Raw genomic sequence first — 19,676 nt, forward strand, 5'->3', positions numbered from 1 at the left:
CTAATATAAATTTATGTAACAAAAATAATTCAAAACAATTAACGATGAATTTAAAATTTAAATCAGTATTTATTGTGCTACTTTTATTTTGTGCAACTTTAAGTGCACAAAATGAAGTTACAGTAACAGGTACTGTTACTTCATTAGCTGATAATGAACCTATTTTGGGCGCTAATATTATAATTGTTGGTACCCAAAAAGGAACAAGCACAGATTTTGACGGTAACTTTAAGCTTAGTGTAAATTCTGGAGATATTCTAGAATTTTCTTACTTAGGTTTTAAAGCAAAACAAGTGCCATTTGTGAATCAAAAAACAATTAACGTAGCTTTAGAAGAAGATGCAAATGTTTTAGACGAAATAGTAGTTATTGGGTATGGTACACAAAAGAAAAGTCATTTAACAGGTGCAATTTCTAAAGTAAAAAATGAAGATTTAGATCAAATAGCAACCTCAAGAATAGATGATGCATTAGTTGGTCAGGTTTCTGGTGTAAATATACAGTCTACAGATGGTGAAGCTGGTGCAGCACCAACTATAACTATTAGAGGTGTAGGTTCTATGTCTGGAGATTCTACTCCGTTAATTGTAGTAGATGGTATTATTGTAGACTCAGATTTTTTAGGTTCTTTAAATATGAATGATGTAGAATCTTTTGAGATTTTAAAAGATGCAGCATCTTCTTCTATTTATGGTTCTAAAGGTTCAAACGGTATTATCATGATTTCAATGAAATCTGGTGTAGAAGGTAAAACACAAATTAATTACAGTACGTATACAGGTTATAAAACTGCTAGAAAAAGTGATGCTTATGGGTACACAACCAAAGCTTGGGCAGCGCAACAATTGGCTGAAGGTAGAGAGTTGTCAATATATACGCAAGCACAATTACAAATAGGTACAGACCGTTCTTGGCAAGATATCTTTTTTGATGGAGGAACAATAACAAGTCATTCAATCTCTTTTAGTGGTGGAAATAAAGACACAAAATACAGCACAAGTTTAAACTATTCTGATGATGAAGGTGTATTGCTAGGAGATAATTATAAAAAATATGGATTGAGATTAAAGTTAGACACTAAAATAAATAAGAAGTTTTCTATTGGAGCTAACCTTAGTCCTTCTTTTACTGTGAGAGATCGTTTTTCAGAATCTATACATAACGTAGCAAGACATCAACCTTGGTTGCCAATTTATCATACAGAAGAAACATTAAAGCATGTGAATCCTGCAATATATCCTGATAAAAAAGTAGGAGATTATGCAAGACAAGGAGATTTTACAATCTTTGATATGGACGGAGATGGTGAAATTGATGATGAACTAAATAATATTGGGAATAGTAATAATCAAAACCCGTATGCAAGAACTACAGAGAGAGATAGAGAAGATAGAAAGTTTAAATTATTTGGTAGCGTTTATGGTAAATATAAAATAGCAGAAGATTTAAATTTTAAAACTAGTATATCTGGTTCTATTCAAGATACTAAAAGAATAGATTATATGGGAACCTTGGCAAGAGAATCTGTTTCTGATGCCTATATGACTGAAATTACCCAAAGAGAGCAATATTATATTTTTGATAACTTTTTAAATTATAATAAAAATATTGGTAAGCATGATTTTGGTATTACTTTAGGAAATTCAATTGAAATAAGAGATTACTTTTTCTCTACCATTACAGGAATTGGTTATACAAATGATGTTGTAAAACAAATTACCAATGCTACTCAAATTTCTGAAGCAGATGGATTTGAATGGCAAAAAAGAGGTGTTTCTTACGTGTCAAGAGTAAATTATGCCTATGATGATAAATACCTAGCTTCCTTTAGTATGAGAAGAGATGGTAGTTCTATTTTTGGATCTGAATTTAAATATGGTAATTTTCCGGCAGTATCTATTGGTTGGAATATTTCTAAAGAAGACTTTTTATCAAATAGTAACGCTATTACAAATCTTAAGTTTAGAGCAAGTTATGGTGTTACAGGTAATGACCGTTTAAATACAGGATCTGTAGATCCAGATGCACAAGGAAGTACTTCTACATTAAGTACAGGTAATATTATGAAAGATTACTATCCGCATTTATCATTATTAGAATCAACTACTTATAGTGTAGATGGTACTATAATTGCAGGTTTTTCTCCTTTAAATATTGCAAATCCTGAATTAAAGTGGGAACGATTAATTGAAGTAAACCCTGGATTAGATTTTGGCTTCTTTAATAATAAAATTTCTGGTTCTGTAGATTGGTATCAAAGAACAAGTGATCAACTATTATTAAACAACCCTATCTCTGCTACAACTGGTTTTAATAGTGCTTTGGTAAATTTAGGTGAAGTAAAAAATCAAGGTTGGGAATTTGAGTTTAGAACTAAAAACGTTGCTACAGAAAAGTTTAAATGGAATTCTACTATTATTGCAACAACAAATCAAAATACATTAGTAGATTTTGCAGATTCAGACGGTCAAGTAACAAGTATAGATACTTCTAGACCAGCAGAATGGATTAACACAGAAGGACAACCAATTTCATCTTTTTATGGCTATGTGGTAGAATCAGAAGTGCCTATTGAATATAGAGATAGACCTTATAGACATGTTGGTGCTCAATTTGGTTTAGTTCAAGTGAAGGATTTAAACGGAGATGGTGTTTTAGATGATGAAGATAAAACCATTTTAGGAAATCCATATCCTGAATTAATCTGGAGTTTTACAAATCAATTTGAAATTGGTAATGTAGATATTTCTTTTATGTTTCAAGGGTCTCATGGTGCAGAAGTAAGAAATATTGGAGATCATTATTTATTTACGCACAACTCTAATAAAACATTAAATGACGCAGCTGCAGCAGCGGGTTACGAAACAGACTTTTTAGTAGATAAATATTTTACAAATAGTATGATACAAGACGCGTCTTATATTGCACTAAGAAACGTAAATATTGGTTTTAATTTACCTGAAGATGTATTAAAGAAATTAAATGTTTCAAAATTAAGAGTCTATGCATCTGGGCAAAATTTAATGTACTTCGTTGCAGATGATTATACAGGATGGAATCCAGAGGCTTTAGATAAAACAAGCCCAACTCAATATGGATACCAAAGAGGAGGGTCTCCAATATATAGTACAATTTCTCTAGGAATAAATCTAGATTTTTAAAAAAAATTAATTCGTAAATATAACATATTATGAAATTTATAAAATATATAATGTTACTACTCATAGTAAGTTTTGCTACCTCATGTAGCGACTTCTTAGAGCCTGCGCCAAGTTCTGCCATAACATCTCAAAATTATTACACTACTATAGCAGAATTAGAATCTGCCTTAATTGGTGTTTATGATGCCATACAAGGAGATGGTAGTTATGATAAGGATGAAAACCATGGTATTCAGTATGAGTTTTATATTACAGAAATGAGAAGTGGAAACACATCTACTAAAATTGCAGATACTGACGATTTTTCTGATGCAGGCCAATTCGAATCTTTTAATGTGCTACCAACAAACGGGTTTGTAGCAAACTATTATTCAAGTTTCTTTCAAATTATTTATAGAGCCAATGTGGTGCTAGAAAATTTAGGAAATGTAGACGGTAATACAACGGCTATAGAAGCTGAAGCTAAATTTTTAAGAGGATACGCATATTTTAATTTGGTAAGACTTTTTGGAGATTTACCATTAATAGACCACGTACTTACAGCGTCTGAAACAGATATTCAATTTACTAGAGTAGATAAAAGTTCAGTGTATGATTTAATAGTTAGTGATTTATTAACAGCTGTTTCAGGATTAGATAATACCTACAAAACAAGAGCTTCAAAAGCTGCGGCTCAAGGATTATTGGCAAAAGTATATTTAACCTTAGAGAGTCCTAATTATACCCAAGCACAATTGTTGTGTGAAGAAATAATTAATAGCAAACAGTTTGGTTTACCTAACTTTAACGATGTGTTTTATTCAGAATTAAATGAAGAAATTATTTTTGCTATTGGTTTTCAATCGGGTATTGTAAGTGATAGTCAAAACTTTTCGGCGCAATTTATGAATGCAGTGGGACGATCTAGTGGTGTAAATTATGCAACTTATGACCTAGTTGCGGCAGTAGATGCTAGCGGCGGAGATAGAACACAATATACATATAGAAAAGATCCTAAACATTTAACTTCAGACAGATACCAATGTGCTAAGTATTTTCCTGATGGAGATGATGGAGGTCCTTCTGGTGATGTAGGTGGTACTCCTGAATTAGCAGGAAACGATTGGATTGTTTTACGTTATGCAGATGTATTATTAATGCATACAGAAGCTATTATGGGAACAGCAACAAATACCACAAATGTAAACGCTTTAACATCATTTAATAAAGTTAGACTACGTGCAGGTTTAGTTGATGATGACGATGTAACCAAAGATGAGCTACTATTAGAAAGACGTGTAGAATTAGCTTTTGAAAATCACAGATTGTTTGATTTAGTGAGATTGAATAAAGCAAGTGAAATTCTTTCTGCGTACTCTAGTGCTAACGGTTTTGGATTTAGTTCAACAGATTTATTATTACCTATTCCTCAAAACGAAGTAAACTTAAGCAATGGGTTAATGAAACAAAACCCAGGCTATTAATTAAGATAAAATAATTTAATACATAAGATATGAAAAATTTTATAAGTTTAAAAAAACAAGTATCGAAAATACCTTTAGTGGTATTCGCGCTAATAATTGGTATAACATTTACTTCATGTGAAGATTTGTTTGAATATGACTTAGCAGAAGCAAATTCAAAAGCAGATTTAACGCCTCCAGCGGCAAATTTTACGGCTACAGTTTCTAATGATTATTTAATCTATAATTTTTCAAATACATCTGTTAGCGCAACAGATTATGTGTGGAGTTTTGGTTTTGATGGTGATGGTGACGGTAACATAGACACTTCTACAGAAACAGATGCAGAATATGAATTTCCTGGTGAAGGAACATATACCGTAACATTAACTGCTTCAGATAAATTAAATGTTTCAAATACTTTTTCTATGGACATAGAAGTTGTAAAACCAGCAGTTCCGCCAGCAATAAATCCAGAAATTAAACATGGAGATTTTAATGACAATCCTGATGGTAAATATTCTTGGGATGAATGGAAAATTGACAGTTTTACTGATGGAACAAGAAATCCTTATAACGCCAGTTCTGATGGTGACCCTGTAAATTATGAAGGTGTAGACACGGGGAGCAAAACAAGAGGTGCAAAATGGACAGGATCTACGTCTGCAGGACCTTCCTTAAGTAGTTCTTCTAGGTTTTCTTATCAAGCCCTTACAGTTACACCAAATACAGAATATTTAGTTGAATTTAGTTATGCAATAAAAACTGATAAAGCTGATATTGATGGTGGTGATAGAGTGGTTTTAGAAATATTAGACGGTTGGTTTTCTGATGGAAAAGATGTGTTAGCAAGTGGTACTAATTTAACAAAACTTGAAGGAACCACGGCAAATGGTAAAGGAAATTTTGAAGTAGTTAAGAAATTATTTACATCAAATGCAACCGGAGAAATAGCTATTTGGATTTATGCAATAACAAATGATGAATTATATGTGGATAATGTAAAATTGTATCCCCTATAAATTAATTTTAAAACTACATTATTTATATAATGTAGTTTTAAAATTTGTAAAATATTACTAATATTAATGATTAAATAAAAGAAGTTAAAAATGAATAAACCCACAATCGGATTTATTGGACTTGGCCTTATGGGCGGTAACATGGTTGAAAACCTTCAAAAGAGAGGTTTCAAATTAACAGTAATGGACCTTAATAAAGATGAAGTTGCAAAAGTTATAGCTCGCGGTAATGCATCGGAAGCTTCATCTCCAAAAGAATTAGCAGAAAAAAGCGATATCATAATGTTCTGTCTTACTACTTCTGCTGTTGTGGAGAAGATAGTTTATGGAGAAGAAGGTATTCTTGCAGGAGTAAAAGAAGGAGCTGTATTAATTGATTTCGGAACGTCTATTCCGGCTTCAACTATAAAAATAGGCAAAGATTTAGCTAAAAAAGGCGTAGGTATGATTGATGCTCCTCTAGGACGCACACCTGCACACGCAAAAGATGGTCTACTTAATATTATGGCGGCAGGTAATATAGACACTTTTAATAAAGTAAAACCTGTTCTAGATGAACAAGGTGAGAACGTATTCTACCTAGGTGCTCTTGGGGCTGGTCATACAACTAAATTGATTAATAACTTTATGGGTATGACTACAGTAGTTGCTATGTCTCAAGCTTTTGCAGCAGCAAAATTAGCAGGTGTAGATGGGCAACAACTGTTTGATATTATGTCTTCTGGTCCATCGAATTCGCCGTTTATGAAATTTTGTAAACACTATGCAGTAGACAATGTAAGTGATTTAGGTTTTTCTATTGCAAATGCAAATAAAGATTTGGGTTATTTTGTACAAATGATGAATGATCTTGGTACAACCTCTAAAATTGCGGAAGCAACTTCTTCTAATCTTCAGGCAGCAGTAGCTGCTGATATGGGGAATGGAAATGTTCCTGAAATTTTAGATTATTTTATGACACTAAAAAAATAATGCTAATAGATTTAAAGTTTAGATGAGTTTTTACTTTTTTGAACAGATAAATATTCTAGAAGAATCGTTATAAAAATCAATTTGCACATAATATTAATATTGTGTGCAAATGATTTAATAATAATTATTTTACCTTAGCCGTTTTTTTTAAATAATTTTTAACTATGAAATTAGAGACACTGGCAAAAATTGAGAATTCAAAAGTTCAAAATGAGATTATCTCTAAAATGAGAGATTTAATCAATTTAAAAAACTTAGAACCAGGTGATAAACTTCCTTCGGAAAGAATGTTATCTGAAAAATTTGGCGTGTCTAGAAGTAATGTTAGAGAAGCAATTCAGAAATTAGAATTTTATGGCTTGTTAAAGTCCATCCCACAAAGTGGAACTTTTGTTGCAAATATTGGTGTTATTGCCATGAATGGTATGATTGAAGATATTATAGGCTTAAAGACACCAGAATTTAAATCGTTGGTAGAAACAAGAATTTTACTTGAGTTAAAAACCTCTAGATTAGCCGCTTTAAGAAGAACAGAAGACGATTTGCGTAAAATAGAAGAGGCTATGCTAGCCTTTAAAACAAAAGTAGAAGAAGGTAAAGATGCTGTACAAGAAGATTTATTGTTTCATTTAGCCATTGCAAAGGCAAGTGGTAATAGTACAATGAATACTTTTATGTTAATCATTACGCCAGAAATTATTACTAATTTTAGGAAACATCATGTTTGTGATGCGAACTTATCACTTAGAGGAATAAATGATCATCAAGCAATATTTGATGCTATAAAAGAACAAGATCCTCAATTGGCAAAACAAAAAATGAAAGATCATTTTAAGGTGCTATATGAGTATTGCTACAATTTAAAATAGTATTTACAAGAACTTAAATAATTGTTATTGAGTTATTTAAATATTTATTTTTAAAATAAATATTTAAATGCTAGGATTTTAGTATAAAATCACTAAATTTGGTAAACCAAACTGGTTAACCAGATATGAAAATATTAACCTAAAAAATTAAACATGAAAGTAAAAGGATTACGTTGGTGGGTTGTAGCTTTAATAGCTATTGCTACTATTATTAATTATATTGATCGTACCTCATTAAGTGTACTTTGGCCAGAAATAGCTAAGGAATTGTATCCTGGGCATACAGCCGATGAAACAAAATCAATCTACGCACTTATTTCAATTATTTTTGTGTTTTCATATGCTTTTGGACAAGCAATATTTGGAAAAATTTTCGATTGGGTAGGTACGCGATTAGGCTTTGTATTATCAATTGGTGTTTGGTCTATAGCTACCGCATTACATGCTTTTGCCAATGGAATATTAAGTTTTGGTATATTTAGAGCAATCTTGGGGGTTTCAGAAGCGGGTAACTGGCCAGGTGCTACCAAAGGTAATGCCGAGTGGTTTCCTACAAAAGAACGTGCGCTTGCACAAGGAATTTTTAATTCTGGGGCGGCCATTGGTGGAATTATTTCCATTCCGTTAATTGCATTTTTAACCATATATTTTAGTTGGAAATCCATATTTATTTTGATAGGTTTAGCTGGTTTACTTTGGTTAATACCTTGGTGGATTATTGTAAAAGCACCACCTAAAAATCACCCTTGGATTACAGATGAAGAACGTGAATATATTTTAACAGGTCAAAGAAACGAAGATTTTGATGGTGATGGAGATGTAGATCAAGAATATAATCCAGATACTAAAGAATTACTTAAACATAAACAAAGTTGGGGCGTAATATTGGCTTCGGCAGCTATTGATCCTATTTGGTGGTTATTTGTTTTCTGGATACCAATTTATTTAAATGAAGTTTATGGAATGGATGTAAAATCTATCGGACTTTATGGTTGGGTTCCTTATGCAGGAGCTATGTTAGGTGCTTGGTTTGGAGGCTTATTAGCGCAAGATAGACTTAAAAAAGGCTGGTCTGTGAATAGAACACGTAAGATGGTAATAACACTAGGTTGTTTAATAATGTTACCAGCATTATTGGCAATGGCAGATCCAGGAGGCCCTACAACAGCGGTTATAATTATGGCGGTTATTTTGTTTGGATTTCAAACAGCTATTGGGAATGTTCAAACTTTAACAAGTGATCTTTTTAGTGGAAAAACAGTAGGTACTTTGGCAGGTTTTTCTGGTATGGCGGCAAAACTTACTGCAGCAGGGTTAACATATTTGGTGCCTTGGTTAACTAGTGGAGGAAATTATACACCAGCTTTTATAATCGGAGCGGCATTGGCAATTTTAACATTGGCTAGTATTTGGGTTTTAATTCCGAAAGTGGAGCCAATAACAAAGAAAATAGAATAATATTATCAAACTAAAAATTAGAGATAAAATGAGTAAAGTAGAAAATAAAGTAGCTGTAATTACAGGAGCCACAGGAGGAATTGGTTTTGCTGTTGCTAAAAGGTTGGGAAAAGATGGTTATACTGTTATTTTAAACGGTATAGACGATGAAGCAGGTGTGGAAAGAGTAAAAGAATTAAAAGCTGAAGGCATTACTGCAGAATACTATGGTTTTGATGTTACAAAAGAAGAAGAGGTAACAGCTAATATTAATGAGATTGGTAATAAATTTGGTAAAATTGATGTGCTAGTAAATAATGCAGGTGGTTTAGGTGGTAGATCTAGGTTTGAAGAAATGACAACTGAATTTTATAGATTTGTAATGGCTTTAAATCTTGATTCAGCATTTTTTGCATCTAGAGCAGCTATACCTTTTCTTAAGAAAAGTGAAAATGCCTCAATTATTAACTATACTTCTAACGCTGGTTGGAATGCAGGTGGGCCAGGAGCTGGTATCTATGGTACTTCTAAAGCAGGAGTTCATGCAATTACAAGAGCATTAGCAAAAGATTTAGCAGAATATGGTATTAGAGTAAATGCAGTATCTCCAGGTACAATTGATACTCCTTTCCATGCTCAAATTAAAGCTACCAAGCCAGAGGTTTTTGCTTCTTGGGCAAATAGTATTATGTTAGGAAGATTAGGTCAGCCAGAAGATGTGGCAGGTGTTGTTGCTTTCTTAGCAAGTAAAGACGCTGCTTTTATCACAGCAGAAACTATCCAAATTGGTGGTGGTCAGGCTTTAGGTATATAATATATTTTTTAATTTGTTAATAAAAGCCGTTTTGTATATTGCAAAACGGCTTTTTTTATTTATACTTTTATAGCGATTAAGTAGTTCTATGGAAAAAAAAAAGGCGATTTTTTATATGATTTTTAGCGTAATTGCCTTCGCGCTAATGAATACAGTTGTTAAATATTTAAATTCTTTTAATGTATATCAGATTGTTTTTTTTAGATCTATAGGTACATTATTGTTTACAATACCATTACTTATAAAGAATAAAATACCCGTGCTTGGTACACATAGAAAATGGTTGATTATTAGAGGGCTTGCTGGTGTAATTTCATTAACTTGTTTTTTTCAATCTTTAAATTATTTGCCGGTAGGAACAGCCGTTTCCTTGCGATATACTTCTCCTATTTTTGCTGCTATTTTTGCATATTTTTTTCTAAAAGAGAACATTAAACCTTTGCAATGGATATTGTTTGTTGTTGCTTTTATGGGGGTTTTAATTATTAAAGGCTTTGGAGTAGAGGTAAATTCTATTGGGCTAATTTTAGTCATGTTTTCAGCAATTTTTTTAGGAATTATTTTTGTTGTAATTCGTAAAATAGGAAATCAAGAAAATCCATTGGTAATTATCAATTATTTTATGGTAATGGCCTTTGTTTTTGGCGGAGTTATGTCTATTAATTATTGGAAAAATCCTACTGTTACTGAATGGTTGCTTTTATTAAGCTTAGGTGTTTTCGGATATGTTGGTCAATTATATATGACCAAGGCATTTCAATCTCATGAAACAAATGTAATTGCACCTTTAAAATATTTAGAAGTAGTTTTTATGATTATTATTGGAGCTATATGGTTTGGAGAGATTTATAACCTCTGGACTTTATTTGGCATCTTTTTAATTCTAATGGGCCTTGTGTATAATATTTACATAAAACAACAATCAAAATAGTGTAGAGTTTTAGGTGTATTCAAACTTTAAATGGAAATGTTTTTTTTGATTTAAAGAACTTGAATTTAAGTTTGTGTGTTGATTTTTAATGGTTTATGGTTTTTTATGCTTGGGATTTTAGGATAGTTTAGAGCATAAAAAAAGCCTTATCAAATGATAAGACTTTTTTTGCTCCTCTTCAAGGACTCGAACCTTGGACCCTCTGATTAACAGTCAGATGCTCTAACCAACTGAGCTAAAGAGGAGTTTGCAACACTGTATTTGTGTTTAGCGGTTGCAAATATATATCTTTTTTGAGTATCTGCAAATTTTTTTTAATTTTTTTTTAATTTTTTTAATATTAATTTTTAAACTAAAATAAATTCAACTTTATATCTAAAATTGTATTTTTGCTAGTAAGTATAGCTTATTTAAAAAGCATAAACTAAAATATGGATAAATTTTCGTTCTTAAACGCAGCACACACAGGCTTTATAGCAGACCTATATGATAAGTATTTAATAAACCCAGATTCCATTGAACCAAGTTGGAGAAGCTTCTTTCAAGGGTATGATTTGGCAAATGAGAATTATTCTTTAAAAGAAGAAGATGTTTCCTCAGAAATACCTCAAGAAGTTCGTAAAGAATTTTTTGTTTTAGATTTAATTAATGGCTACAGAACACGTGGACATTTGTTTACTAAAACCAATCCGGTAAGAGATAGAAGGCAATATCAACCTACTTTAGATATAGAAAACTTTGGTTTGTCTCAAGATGATTTAAATATAGAATTTTCTGCAGGTGAAGTTTTAGGCTTGGGCAAAGCAAAACTTTCTGAAATAATAAAAAACTTACAACGTATTTATTGCGATTCTATTGGTGTAGAATACATGTACATGCGTAATCCTAAGAAATTAAAATGGTGGCATGATCGTTTTAATAAAAACGACAACCATGCAAACTACTCTATAGAAGCCAAAAAATATATTTTAGGAAAACTAAATCAGGCAGTTACTTTTGAAAGTTTTTTACAAACTAAATATGTAGGTCAGAAACGTTTTTCTTTAGAAGGAGGAGAAACTTTAATTCCGGGAATGAGCGTTATTTTAAGAGATGCCGCAGAAATATACGGAGTTAAAGAATGCGTGATAGGAATGGCGCATAGAGGTAGGTTAAGCACTTTAGTAAACATCTTTAAAAAGCCAGTTAGAGATTTATTTAGTGAATTTGAGGGTAAAGATTTTGAAGATGAAGATATTGATGGTGATGTAAAATACCATTTAGGTTTAACGTTAAGTAAAACCTATAGAGATGGTAATGAAATTAAAATGAATTTAGTTCCAAATCCTTCGCATTTAGAAACGGTTGCCGCCGTAGCAGAAGGAATTACAAGAGCTAAAATAGATAGAAAATACAATGGTGATGAAAGTAAAATATTACCAATTATAATTCATGGAGATGCTGCAATTGCAGGGCAAGGTATTGCTTATGAGGTTACTCAAATGGCAAAACTAAATGGATATAAAACGGGTGGTACTATTCATATTGTTGTAAATAACCAAATTGGTTTTACCACCAATTATTTAGACGCTCGTTCTAGTACCTATTGTACAGATGTTGCAAAAGTAACTTTATCGCCAGTATTACATGTAAATGCAGATGATACAGAAGCTGTTTGTCATGCAATGGAAATGGCGCTAGAGTTTAGAATGAAGTTTAAACAAGATATTTTTATCGATTTATTAGGCTATAGAAAATATGGGCATAATGAAGGTGATGAACCTCGTTTTACACAACCAAAATTATACAAAGCTATTTCAAAGCATAAAAATCCAAAAGATATTTATGCTGCACAATTACTTGCAGAAGGTTCTATAAATAACTCTTATTTAGAAGAAATTACTTCTGAATTCAAAGAAATGCTTGAAAGAGAATTTGATGAAGCCAAAAAAGTGGAAAAATCGATTGTAAGAGAATTTATGCAATCTACTTGGGAAGGATACGAGCGTGAAGATTTAGAAGCAATGTTACTTACCAACGATACAAAGTATGCTGAGGATAAATTAAAAAATATTGCAAAAGTAGTTTCTACAGTTCCAGAAGGTGCAAACTTTGTTAGAAAAGCAGAACGTATTTTAGCCGGAAGAGCTAAAATGGCTTTTGAAACTAATAATTTAGACTGGGGAATGGCAGAAACCTTAGCCTACGGAAGTTTAATGGAAGAAGGATATAATGTAAGAATTTCTGGACAAGATGTAGAAAGAGGAACCTTCTCTCATAGACATGCTATTTTACGAGATGAAATTACAGAAGAACGTATTAACTTATTAAACACAAACGTTAATAATAAAGGGCAAATGACCATTTATAATTCGTTATTGTCTGAATACGGTGTACTTGGTTTTGATTATGGTTACGCCATGGCAAACCCTAATACATTAACTATTTGGGAAGCGCAGTTTGGAGATTTTTCTAACGGTGCTCAAATAATGTTTGACCAGTATATTTCTGCTGCAGAAGACAAATGGAAATTACAAAACGGAATTGTTGTTTTATTACCTCACGGTTATGAAGGGCAAGGATCTGAACATTCATCTGCAAGAATAGAGCGTTATTTACAATTATGTGCCATAGATAATATGACCGTTGCAAATTGTACAACGCCTGCAAATTTTTATCATTTGTTACGTAGACAAATGAAACGTACCTATAGAAAACCATTAATTGTATTTACTCCTAAAAGTTTATTACGTCACCCAAAAGCCGTAAATACAATTCAAGATTTAGCAAATAGTGAGTTTCAGGAAGTTATAGATGACACACTAGCACCTAAAAAAGTAAAGAAACTGGTTTTCTGTACGGGTAAATTCTATTATGATTTACTAGAAGAAAGAGAAAATTTAGAAAGAGATGATATTGCTTTGGTAAGAATAGAGCAATTGTTTCCACTACATTTAGAGAAGATTCAGAAAGTTATAGATAGATACCCTAATGTTGAAGAATATATATGGGCACAAGAAGAACCAAGAAACATGGGCGCTTGGAGTTTTATGTTAGAGCGTTTTGAGTTGGTGAAACTAACAGTTCGTTCTCGTAAATACTACGCAGTACCAGCAGCAGGTTCTAGTACAAGATTTAAAAAACGTCACAAAGCTGTTATAGACAGTGTTTTTGACAATGAGTAAGCGCGTTAAGGATTGAAACGGCATCCTTTTTTCTGTCAGTTCGAGTGAATTTACTTTTTTGTAAATTTGTATCGAGAACAGAAGAAAAAAGATATAGTGGAAAGCCTGTTAAAACGCCCAAATAATAAAAGTATAATTAAAAGCCGAAAATAGTTTGGCATAAAGTAAAACAAGAACTGATGATTTTAGAAATGAAAGTTCCTTCTCCGGGAGAATCGATTACAGAAGTAGAAATTGCAACTTGGTTAGTTGAAGATGGAGATTATGTTGAAAAAGATCAACCAATTGCAGAAGTAGATTCTGACAAAGCAACCTTAGAATTGCCTGCTGAAGAAAGTGGAATTATCACTTTAAAAGCTGAAGAAGGTGATGCTGTTGCTGTTGGTGCAGTTGTTTGTTTAATTGACACCAGTGCTGCCAAACCAGAAGGTGATGTCCCTGCAAAAACGGAAGCGCCAAAAGAAGAAAAGAAAGTTGAAGTAAAAGAAGCGCCAAAAGCGGCAACCTACGCAACTGGTACAGCGTCTCCTGCAGCTAAAAAAGTATTGGCAGAAAAAGGAATTGCTCCTTCTGCTGTAACAGGAACGGGTAAAGCGGGTAGAATTACCAAAGATGATGCTGTAAAAGCAGTACCTTCTATGGGTACACAACCTGCCAGCGGTTCTAGAGGAACAGAGCGCAAGAAAATGTCTATGTTACGTAGAAAAGTTGCAGAACGTTTGGTAGCTGTAAAAAGCGAAACGGCTATGTTAACTACTTTTAACGAGGTAAACATGCAACCAATTTTTGACTTACGTACAGAATATAAAGAAGCTTTTAAAGCGAAACACGGCGTAGGATTAGGCTTTATGTCTTTCTTTACGTTAGCAGTGGTTAGAGCTTTAAAATTATTCCCAGATGTAAACTCTATGATTGATGGAGATTATCAAATTAAAAACGATTTTCAGGATATTTCTATTGCAGTTTCTGGGCCAAAAGGTTTAATGGTTCCTGTTATTAGAAATGCAGAAAACTTGTCTTTTAGAGGAGTAGAAAGCGAAGTAAAACGTTTGGCAATTAGAGCAAGAGATGGTCAGATTACAATTGATGAAATGACTGGCGGAACTTTTACAATTACCAACGGTGGTGTATTTGGTTCTATGTTATCTACGCCTATTTTAAATCCTCCACAAAGTGGAATTTTAGGTATGCACAACATTGTAAACAGACCAATGGCAGTAAATGGCGGAATTGTAATTCAGCCAATTATGTACGTTGCTTTGTCTTACGATCATAGAATTGTAGATGGTAGAGAATCTGTTGGTTTCTTAGTGGCTGTTAAAGAGGCTTTAGAAAACCCAATAGAATTATTGATGGACAACAACCCTGCAAAAGCATTAGAAATGTAGTCAAACATTTTGACTTATAAATATTAAAATCCTGAGCTTTTGCTTGGGATTTTTTATGGGTAGCTATTTCCAGCTTTCCACTATATCTTTTTGTGAAAAACAAAAAGGATGCCGTTTCAATCTGGGCTAAGTATGTTTGGGAGCTTATTGTTTGTGATAATTTTGTAAATTGCTACATTAACACGTATATAAAATGAAAGTTACAGGTGAAAAAAACGAAAAAGTTGCGAAAATGATCTTTGCATCTATTTATCCACTTTATTGGAATAGATTAGAAAAAAATGGTAGAACAAAAGAAGAGTTTCATCAAGTTCTAGAATGGTTTACAGGTTTTGACGAAAATAAATTACAATCACTTATCGAAGAGAAAGTAACCTTTAGAATGTTTTTTAAGCAAGCCAAAATCCACCCAAATGCAAACATGATTAAAGGAGTTGTTTGTGGTTATAGAATTGAAGAAATAGCAGATGAATTCGAAACCTATAAACTTTGCAGACAAATGGAAAAACTAATTGATGAGTTAGCAAAAGGTAGAAAAATGGAAAAGATTTTACGAGCTTAAAAATACCAAGCAATTTTGTTTATGTTTTTTTACATTTTATAAATGGATTATTTACCTTGCATCAAAAAGCTCCAATGCCCAAAAATCCTGAATTAGAACTTGCCTTACAATTTATAGATAAAACAGATAGAAATCTTTTTATCACCGGAAAAGCAGGTACAGGAAAAACTACTTTTTTACATCAAATTAAAAAGGAATCTTTAAAAAGAATGGTGGTGGTTGCTCCAACAGGTGTTGCTGCAATTAATGCAAAAGGAGTAACTATTCATTCCTTTTTTCAAATGCCTTTTGGCCCTATTTTACCAAATCAGATTGCAAATACTTCTAATGCTCAACGTAAGTTTTCTAAGACAAAAATTGATATTATAAAATCGTTAGATTTAGTAATTATTGATGAAATTTCTATGGTGAGAGCAGATTTATTAGACGGAATAGATCAAGTAATGCGCAGATATAAAAACCGAAATAAAGTATTTGGTGGTGCGCAAGTTTTAATGATTGGAGATTTGCAACAATTAGCTCCGGTTGTTAGACCAAACGAATGGAGTTTATTACAACAACATTACAATACAGTTTACTTTTTTAGTTCTAAAGCCTATCAAGAAGCCAATGTGGTTTCTATAGAATTAAAACATATTTATCGTCAGAAAAACGAAGATTTTATTACTATTTTAAATGAAATTAGAAATGATACTTTATCAGAGAAATCTGCCGAAATTTTAAATAGAAACTACAATCCTACCTTTTCTCCTACAAAAGATGATGGTTATATTACACTAACTACGCATAATAACAGGGCCAATTTAATTAACAATTCTGAGTTGAATAAACTAAAGAATAAAAGCTACTTTTTTGAAGCTGAGGTTTCTGGTAAATTCAATGAAAATTCGTATCCGAATGATCAAAAATTAGAACTGAAAATAGGTGCTCAAGTAATGTTTATCAAAAATGATTCTTCTCAGGATAAAAAATATTACAACGGAAAAATAGGAATTGTAACCGATATTTCTAGCGAAAATGTAACCGTACAATGTGCCAATGAAATTGATGAGATTGTTACAGAAAGAGAAACGTGGGATAATGTAAATTATTCTATCAACGAAGAAACAAAAGAAATTAAAGAAGATATTATTGGTTCTTTTTCTCAAATTCCGTTGCGTTTGGCTTGGGCAATTACCATTCATAAAAGTCAGGGTTTAACCTTTGAAAAAGCCATTATAGATGCCGAGGCTTCTTTTGCACATGGGCAAACCTATGTTGCCTTAAGTAGGTGTACTTCTTTAGAAGGTTTGGTTTTAAAAACGCCAATTTCTAGCAGTGCAATTATTAACGATAAAACGGTTAGTGTTTTTAATGAAAGTGTAGAAGAAAATCATCCGGATGAGGGAGTTTTAAACGAATCGGAAAAACATTTTCAGTTGAATTTAATTGCAGAATTGTTCGATTATCAGCCATTTTTATATCCTATTTCTAGATTAATTGATATTTTCTATAAGAATAAAACAAGCATAAAAGGAGATGTAATAGATCATTTACAAACCATAAAAGATGATGGTGTGGTTGCGTTAATGAAAGTTTCTAACGGATTTAAAAATCAGTTAGCACAAATTTCTGAAGACAATATTTTACCTGAAAATAGTTCTCAAATTCAAGAACGATTTAAAAAAGCTGTAGATTACTTTTTGGCGCAAACCAAAGGAAATATTTTAAAACCTTTAAATACCATTCAGTTTTCTACAGATAATAAAGCGGTTAAAAAAGACTTTTCTACACAGTTTGATTCTTTGCAAGAAAAACTGATAGAAAAACTGTTTGCTTTAAATAAAATGACAAACGGTTTTAAAGTACAAGAGTATTTAGAAATAAGAGCAAAAGCAGTTTTACAAAAGTCTGCATCAACCACAAAAAAGAAAAAAATATCTACTCGAAAAGATCCTTTATTAGCACTAAAATTACGCGAATTGCGTGATGAAATTCGAGTAAATGAAAACGTACCTGCCTTTCAAATATTTACACAAGAAACTTTGTATGCACTTTGTGACGCATTGCCTAGAACCGAAAAAGAATTGCTAAATGTAAAGGGAATGGGTAAAATTCGTGTTCAAAAATACGGAGAAGAAATATTAAGTGTTGTAGAAAAATATTGCAACGAAAACGGAATTAATAAATTTAAAGAACAGAAAAAAGAAGACAAAAAATCAACCAAACAAATTACTTTAGAATTGTTTAAAGCAGGGCTTTCAATAAAAGAAATTGCCAAAGAGCGCAGTCTAACTTCCAATACAATAGAAAGTCATTTGGCAAGTTATATTCCTTCTGGAGATGTTGATATTTTAGAATTAATAGACATTAAAAAGTACAAAAAAATTGTAAAGGCTATAGAAGATACCGAATTTAAAAACCTAACTGAACTTAAAGAAAAAGTAGATAAAAACTTTTCTTTTATGGAGTTGCGAATGGTGTTGCTGTCTATGGAAAATTAAAATAATTTTAGTCTACAACACTAAAAATTGCCCAAGCGTAAATAGCAAATCTGGCAAATCTAAATAAACCAAAAAGTACCACATTTTTAAACGGATATTTTATCATACCAGCTGCCATACAAGTTATAGAGAAAGGAATAGGAAGTAAGGCGCCAACTACAATTAAAAAACCTCCCCATTTACTGGTATTTTTTAAGTTTTTTGCCATTTTTACCTCTAAATATTCTTTTACAGATTTTATTTTTAAGACCATTTTTCCTATGGAGTAAGAAAGCAATCCTCCGGTATAAGAGAGCGTTGCTAAAATGGCTAAATTTAATATGGGGTTGTCTGTTTTTTTAGACCAAGCAATAAATATTTCTGGCGGAATTAGACCTAAAATAGTTTCAGAAATAAAGAAAACAATAAGCACACCAACTCTAGAAAAAGTTTCTGTTACGGTTTGTAAACCATCATTAATGTTATATACGTAATTGTTAAAAAGCACCACGCCAATAACAACAGCAACTACGGGCAAAAAAGCCTTTTTTAAACTTTCCCAAATAAACATATAAAAACCTGTTCTAGAATAGTAATAATGCAATAATTTTGCTTTTTGACTATTGGTTTTTATTTTTTTCTTTCCTTTTTTAGTTTTTGGCATTTTCTGGTTTCTATTAAGTTGAAACTTACAACAAAAATAAGCTAAAAAGTCTGAATATAAGTGCTCATAGCTTTTAGAATAACGCTTTTTTAAGAATTTAGTACATTCGCTTTATAAGTTGATAAAAAAATGGTTTTTATATGATTTGGCTTACTGATAAAATTGAATTTCCTGCTCATGTTTTTGCCAACAAAGATGGTATTATTGCTTTGGGCGGAGATTTATCTGAAGAGCGTTTAGTAGTTGCTTACAAAAACGGAATTTTCCCTTGGTTTTCTGAAGGCGAGCCTATTGTTTGGTATTCTCCACAGAAAAGAATGGTGTTGTTTAAAGAAGATTTAAAAGTTTCTAAATCGATGCAAAAAATAATTGATAAGAATCAATTTTTAATCACAGAAAATACTGCTTTTTCCCAGGTAATTCATAATTGTAAAACCATCAACAGAAAAGATGGTTTTGGAACCTGGATTACAGATGAAATGGAACAAGCGTATATAAATTTACATAAAAAGGGAATAGCAAAATCTATTGAAGTTTGGCAATTATCAACAGAAACTGATGAAAGAGAGTTGGTGGGCGGTTTGTACGGATTAGAAGTCAATACTATTTTCTGTGGAGAAAGTATGTTTAGTACGGTTTCTAATGCTTCAAAATTGGCATTTATTCATTTGGTAAAAACCAAAAATTATGGCTTTATAGATTGTCAGGTATACAACAATCATCTTGCTAGTTTAGGTGCTAAAGAGATAGATAGAGATGCATTTTTAAAGTTATTAAACGTATAAAAT

General features: G+C 32.0%; 14 protein-coding genes and 1 tRNA gene. 13 read left to right on the forward strand and 2 right to left on the reverse strand.

All coding sequences use genetic code 11. The features are described 5' to 3' along the window. The first annotated feature begins 44 nt into the window (after positions 1-44). From ACSHW5_RS03095 to ACSHW5_RS03130, 8 genes are all read left to right on the forward strand, one after another. A complete protein-coding gene (locus tag ACSHW5_RS03095) occupies positions 45-3,161 on the forward strand; it encodes a SusC/RagA family TonB-linked outer membrane protein (RefSeq protein ID WP_435674649.1) in 3,117 nt (1,038 codons plus the stop codon). Positions 3,162-3,190: 29 nt separating this feature from the next. Further along, entirely contained in the window at positions 3,191-4,624 is a 1,434-nt protein-coding gene (locus ACSHW5_RS03100; protein ID WP_435674650.1) for a RagB/SusD family nutrient uptake outer membrane protein, read from the forward strand. 29 nt (positions 4,625-4,653) lie between these two features. After that, complete coding sequence (locus tag ACSHW5_RS03105) at positions 4,654-5,625, forward strand: PKD domain-containing protein (protein ID WP_435674651.1); 972 nt, start codon at positions 4,654-4,656, stop codon at positions 5,623-5,625. A gap of 90 nt (positions 5,626-5,715) precedes the next feature. Continuing rightward, positions 5,716-6,597: an NAD(P)-dependent oxidoreductase gene (locus ACSHW5_RS03110; RefSeq protein WP_435674652.1), complete on the forward strand. Its 882-nt coding sequence runs from the start codon at positions 5,716-5,718 to the stop codon at positions 6,595-6,597. A gap of 164 nt (positions 6,598-6,761) precedes the next feature. After that, positions 6,762-7,466, forward strand: a complete 705-nt coding sequence (locus tag ACSHW5_RS03115) for a FadR/GntR family transcriptional regulator (protein ID WP_435674653.1) — start codon at positions 6,762-6,764, stop codon at positions 7,464-7,466. 153 nt (positions 7,467-7,619) lie between these two features. Next, on the forward strand, positions 7,620-8,924 hold the full coding sequence (locus ACSHW5_RS03120; protein ID WP_435674654.1) for an MFS transporter: 1,305 nt from the start codon (positions 7,620-7,622) through the stop codon (positions 8,922-8,924). 28 nt (positions 8,925-8,952) lie between these two features. Beyond that, positions 8,953-9,717, forward strand: a complete 765-nt coding sequence (locus ACSHW5_RS03125; RefSeq protein ID WP_435674655.1) for an SDR family NAD(P)-dependent oxidoreductase — start codon at positions 8,953-8,955, stop codon at positions 9,715-9,717. An 88-nt stretch (positions 9,718-9,805) separates the two neighbouring features. After that, positions 9,806-10,648: a DMT family transporter gene (locus tag ACSHW5_RS03130; protein ID WP_435674656.1), complete on the forward strand. Its 843-nt coding sequence runs from the start codon at positions 9,806-9,808 to the stop codon at positions 10,646-10,648. 171 nt (positions 10,649-10,819) lie between these two features. Here ACSHW5_RS03130 and ACSHW5_RS03135 read toward each other — a convergent pair. After that, positions 10,820-10,893 (reverse strand) — tRNA-Asn (locus ACSHW5_RS03135). Between the two features lie 186 nt (positions 10,894-11,079). On the opposite strand from ACSHW5_RS03135, the gene ACSHW5_RS03140 reads away from it, so the two are divergent. The 4 genes from ACSHW5_RS03140 (at position 11,080) to ACSHW5_RS03155 (ending at position 18,245) form a co-directional block, all read left to right on the forward strand. After that, a complete protein-coding gene (locus ACSHW5_RS03140) occupies positions 11,080-13,812 on the forward strand; it encodes a 2-oxoglutarate dehydrogenase E1 component (RefSeq protein WP_435674657.1) in 2,733 nt (910 codons plus the stop codon). A gap of 179 nt (positions 13,813-13,991) precedes the next feature. Beyond that, positions 13,992-15,200 carry a 2-oxoglutarate dehydrogenase complex dihydrolipoyllysine-residue succinyltransferase gene (gene odhB / locus ACSHW5_RS03145; protein WP_435674658.1) on the forward strand — a complete coding sequence of 403 codons (1,209 nt, stop codon included), beginning with the start codon at positions 13,992-13,994 and terminating at the stop codon, positions 15,198-15,200. Positions 15,201-15,393: 193 nt separating this feature from the next. After that, positions 15,394-15,762: a DUF2200 domain-containing protein gene (locus tag ACSHW5_RS03150; RefSeq protein ID WP_435674659.1), complete on the forward strand. Its 369-nt coding sequence runs from the start codon at positions 15,394-15,396 to the stop codon at positions 15,760-15,762. Positions 15,763-15,836: 74 nt separating this feature from the next. Further along, entirely contained in the window at positions 15,837-18,245 is a 2,409-nt protein-coding gene (locus ACSHW5_RS03155) for a helix-turn-helix domain-containing protein (RefSeq protein ID WP_435674660.1), read from the forward strand. A 7-nt stretch (positions 18,246-18,252) separates the two neighbouring features. On the opposite strand, the gene ACSHW5_RS03160 is transcribed toward ACSHW5_RS03155, so the two are convergent. After that, positions 18,253-18,888 (reverse strand): YqaA family protein, encoded by a 636-nt coding sequence (locus ACSHW5_RS03160; RefSeq protein ID WP_435674661.1) that lies wholly within the window; start codon positions 18,886-18,888, stop codon positions 18,253-18,255. Between the two features lie 140 nt (positions 18,889-19,028). Here ACSHW5_RS03160 and aat point away from each other — a divergent pair, with 140 nt between their 5' ends. Then, entirely contained in the window at positions 19,029-19,673 is a 645-nt protein-coding gene (aat, locus tag ACSHW5_RS03165; protein ID WP_435674662.1) for a leucyl/phenylalanyl-tRNA--protein transferase, read from the forward strand. Positions 19,674-19,676 lie beyond the last annotated feature (3 nt).

It is taken from the genome of Polaribacter sp. (assembly GCF_051251875.1).
Lineage (GTDB): Bacteria > Bacteroidota > Bacteroidia > Flavobacteriales > Flavobacteriaceae > Polaribacter.

What these genes read in the sequence shown, in the direction of transcription:
- ACSHW5_RS03095 (WP_435674649.1), top strand. Translation starts at nt 45, where the DNA reads ATGAATTTAAAATTTAAATCAGTATTTATTGTGCTACTTTTATTTTGT.
- ACSHW5_RS03100 (WP_435674650.1), top strand. Translation starts at nt 3,191, where the DNA reads ATGAAATTTATAAAATATATAATGTTACTACTCATAGTAAGTTTTGCT.
- ACSHW5_RS03105 (WP_435674651.1), top strand. Translation starts at nt 4,654, where the DNA reads ATGAAAAATTTTATAAGTTTAAAAAAACAAGTATCGAAAATACCTTTA.
- ACSHW5_RS03110 (WP_435674652.1), top strand. Translation starts at nt 5,716, where the DNA reads ATGAATAAACCCACAATCGGATTTATTGGACTTGGCCTTATGGGCGGT.
- ACSHW5_RS03115 (WP_435674653.1), top strand. Translation starts at nt 6,762, where the DNA reads ATGAAATTAGAGACACTGGCAAAAATTGAGAATTCAAAAGTTCAAAAT.
- ACSHW5_RS03120 (WP_435674654.1), top strand. Translation starts at nt 7,620, where the DNA reads ATGAAAGTAAAAGGATTACGTTGGTGGGTTGTAGCTTTAATAGCTATT.
- ACSHW5_RS03125 (WP_435674655.1), top strand. Translation starts at nt 8,953, where the DNA reads ATGAGTAAAGTAGAAAATAAAGTAGCTGTAATTACAGGAGCCACAGGA.
- ACSHW5_RS03130 (WP_435674656.1), top strand. Translation starts at nt 9,806, where the DNA reads ATGGAAAAAAAAAAGGCGATTTTTTATATGATTTTTAGCGTAATTGCC.
- ACSHW5_RS03140 (WP_435674657.1), top strand. Translation starts at nt 11,080, where the DNA reads ATGGATAAATTTTCGTTCTTAAACGCAGCACACACAGGCTTTATAGCA.
- odhB (WP_435674658.1), top strand. Translation starts at nt 13,992, where the DNA reads ATGATTTTAGAAATGAAAGTTCCTTCTCCGGGAGAATCGATTACAGAA.
- ACSHW5_RS03150 (WP_435674659.1), top strand. Translation starts at nt 15,394, where the DNA reads ATGAAAGTTACAGGTGAAAAAAACGAAAAAGTTGCGAAAATGATCTTT.
- ACSHW5_RS03155 (WP_435674660.1), top strand. Translation starts at nt 15,837, where the DNA reads ATGCCCAAAAATCCTGAATTAGAACTTGCCTTACAATTTATAGATAAA.
- ACSHW5_RS03160 (WP_435674661.1), bottom strand. Translation starts at nt 18,888, where the DNA reads ATGCCAAAAACTAAAAAAGGAAAGAAAAAAATAAAAACCAATAGTCAA.
- aat (WP_435674662.1), top strand. Translation starts at nt 19,029, where the DNA reads ATGATTTGGCTTACTGATAAAATTGAATTTCCTGCTCATGTTTTTGCC.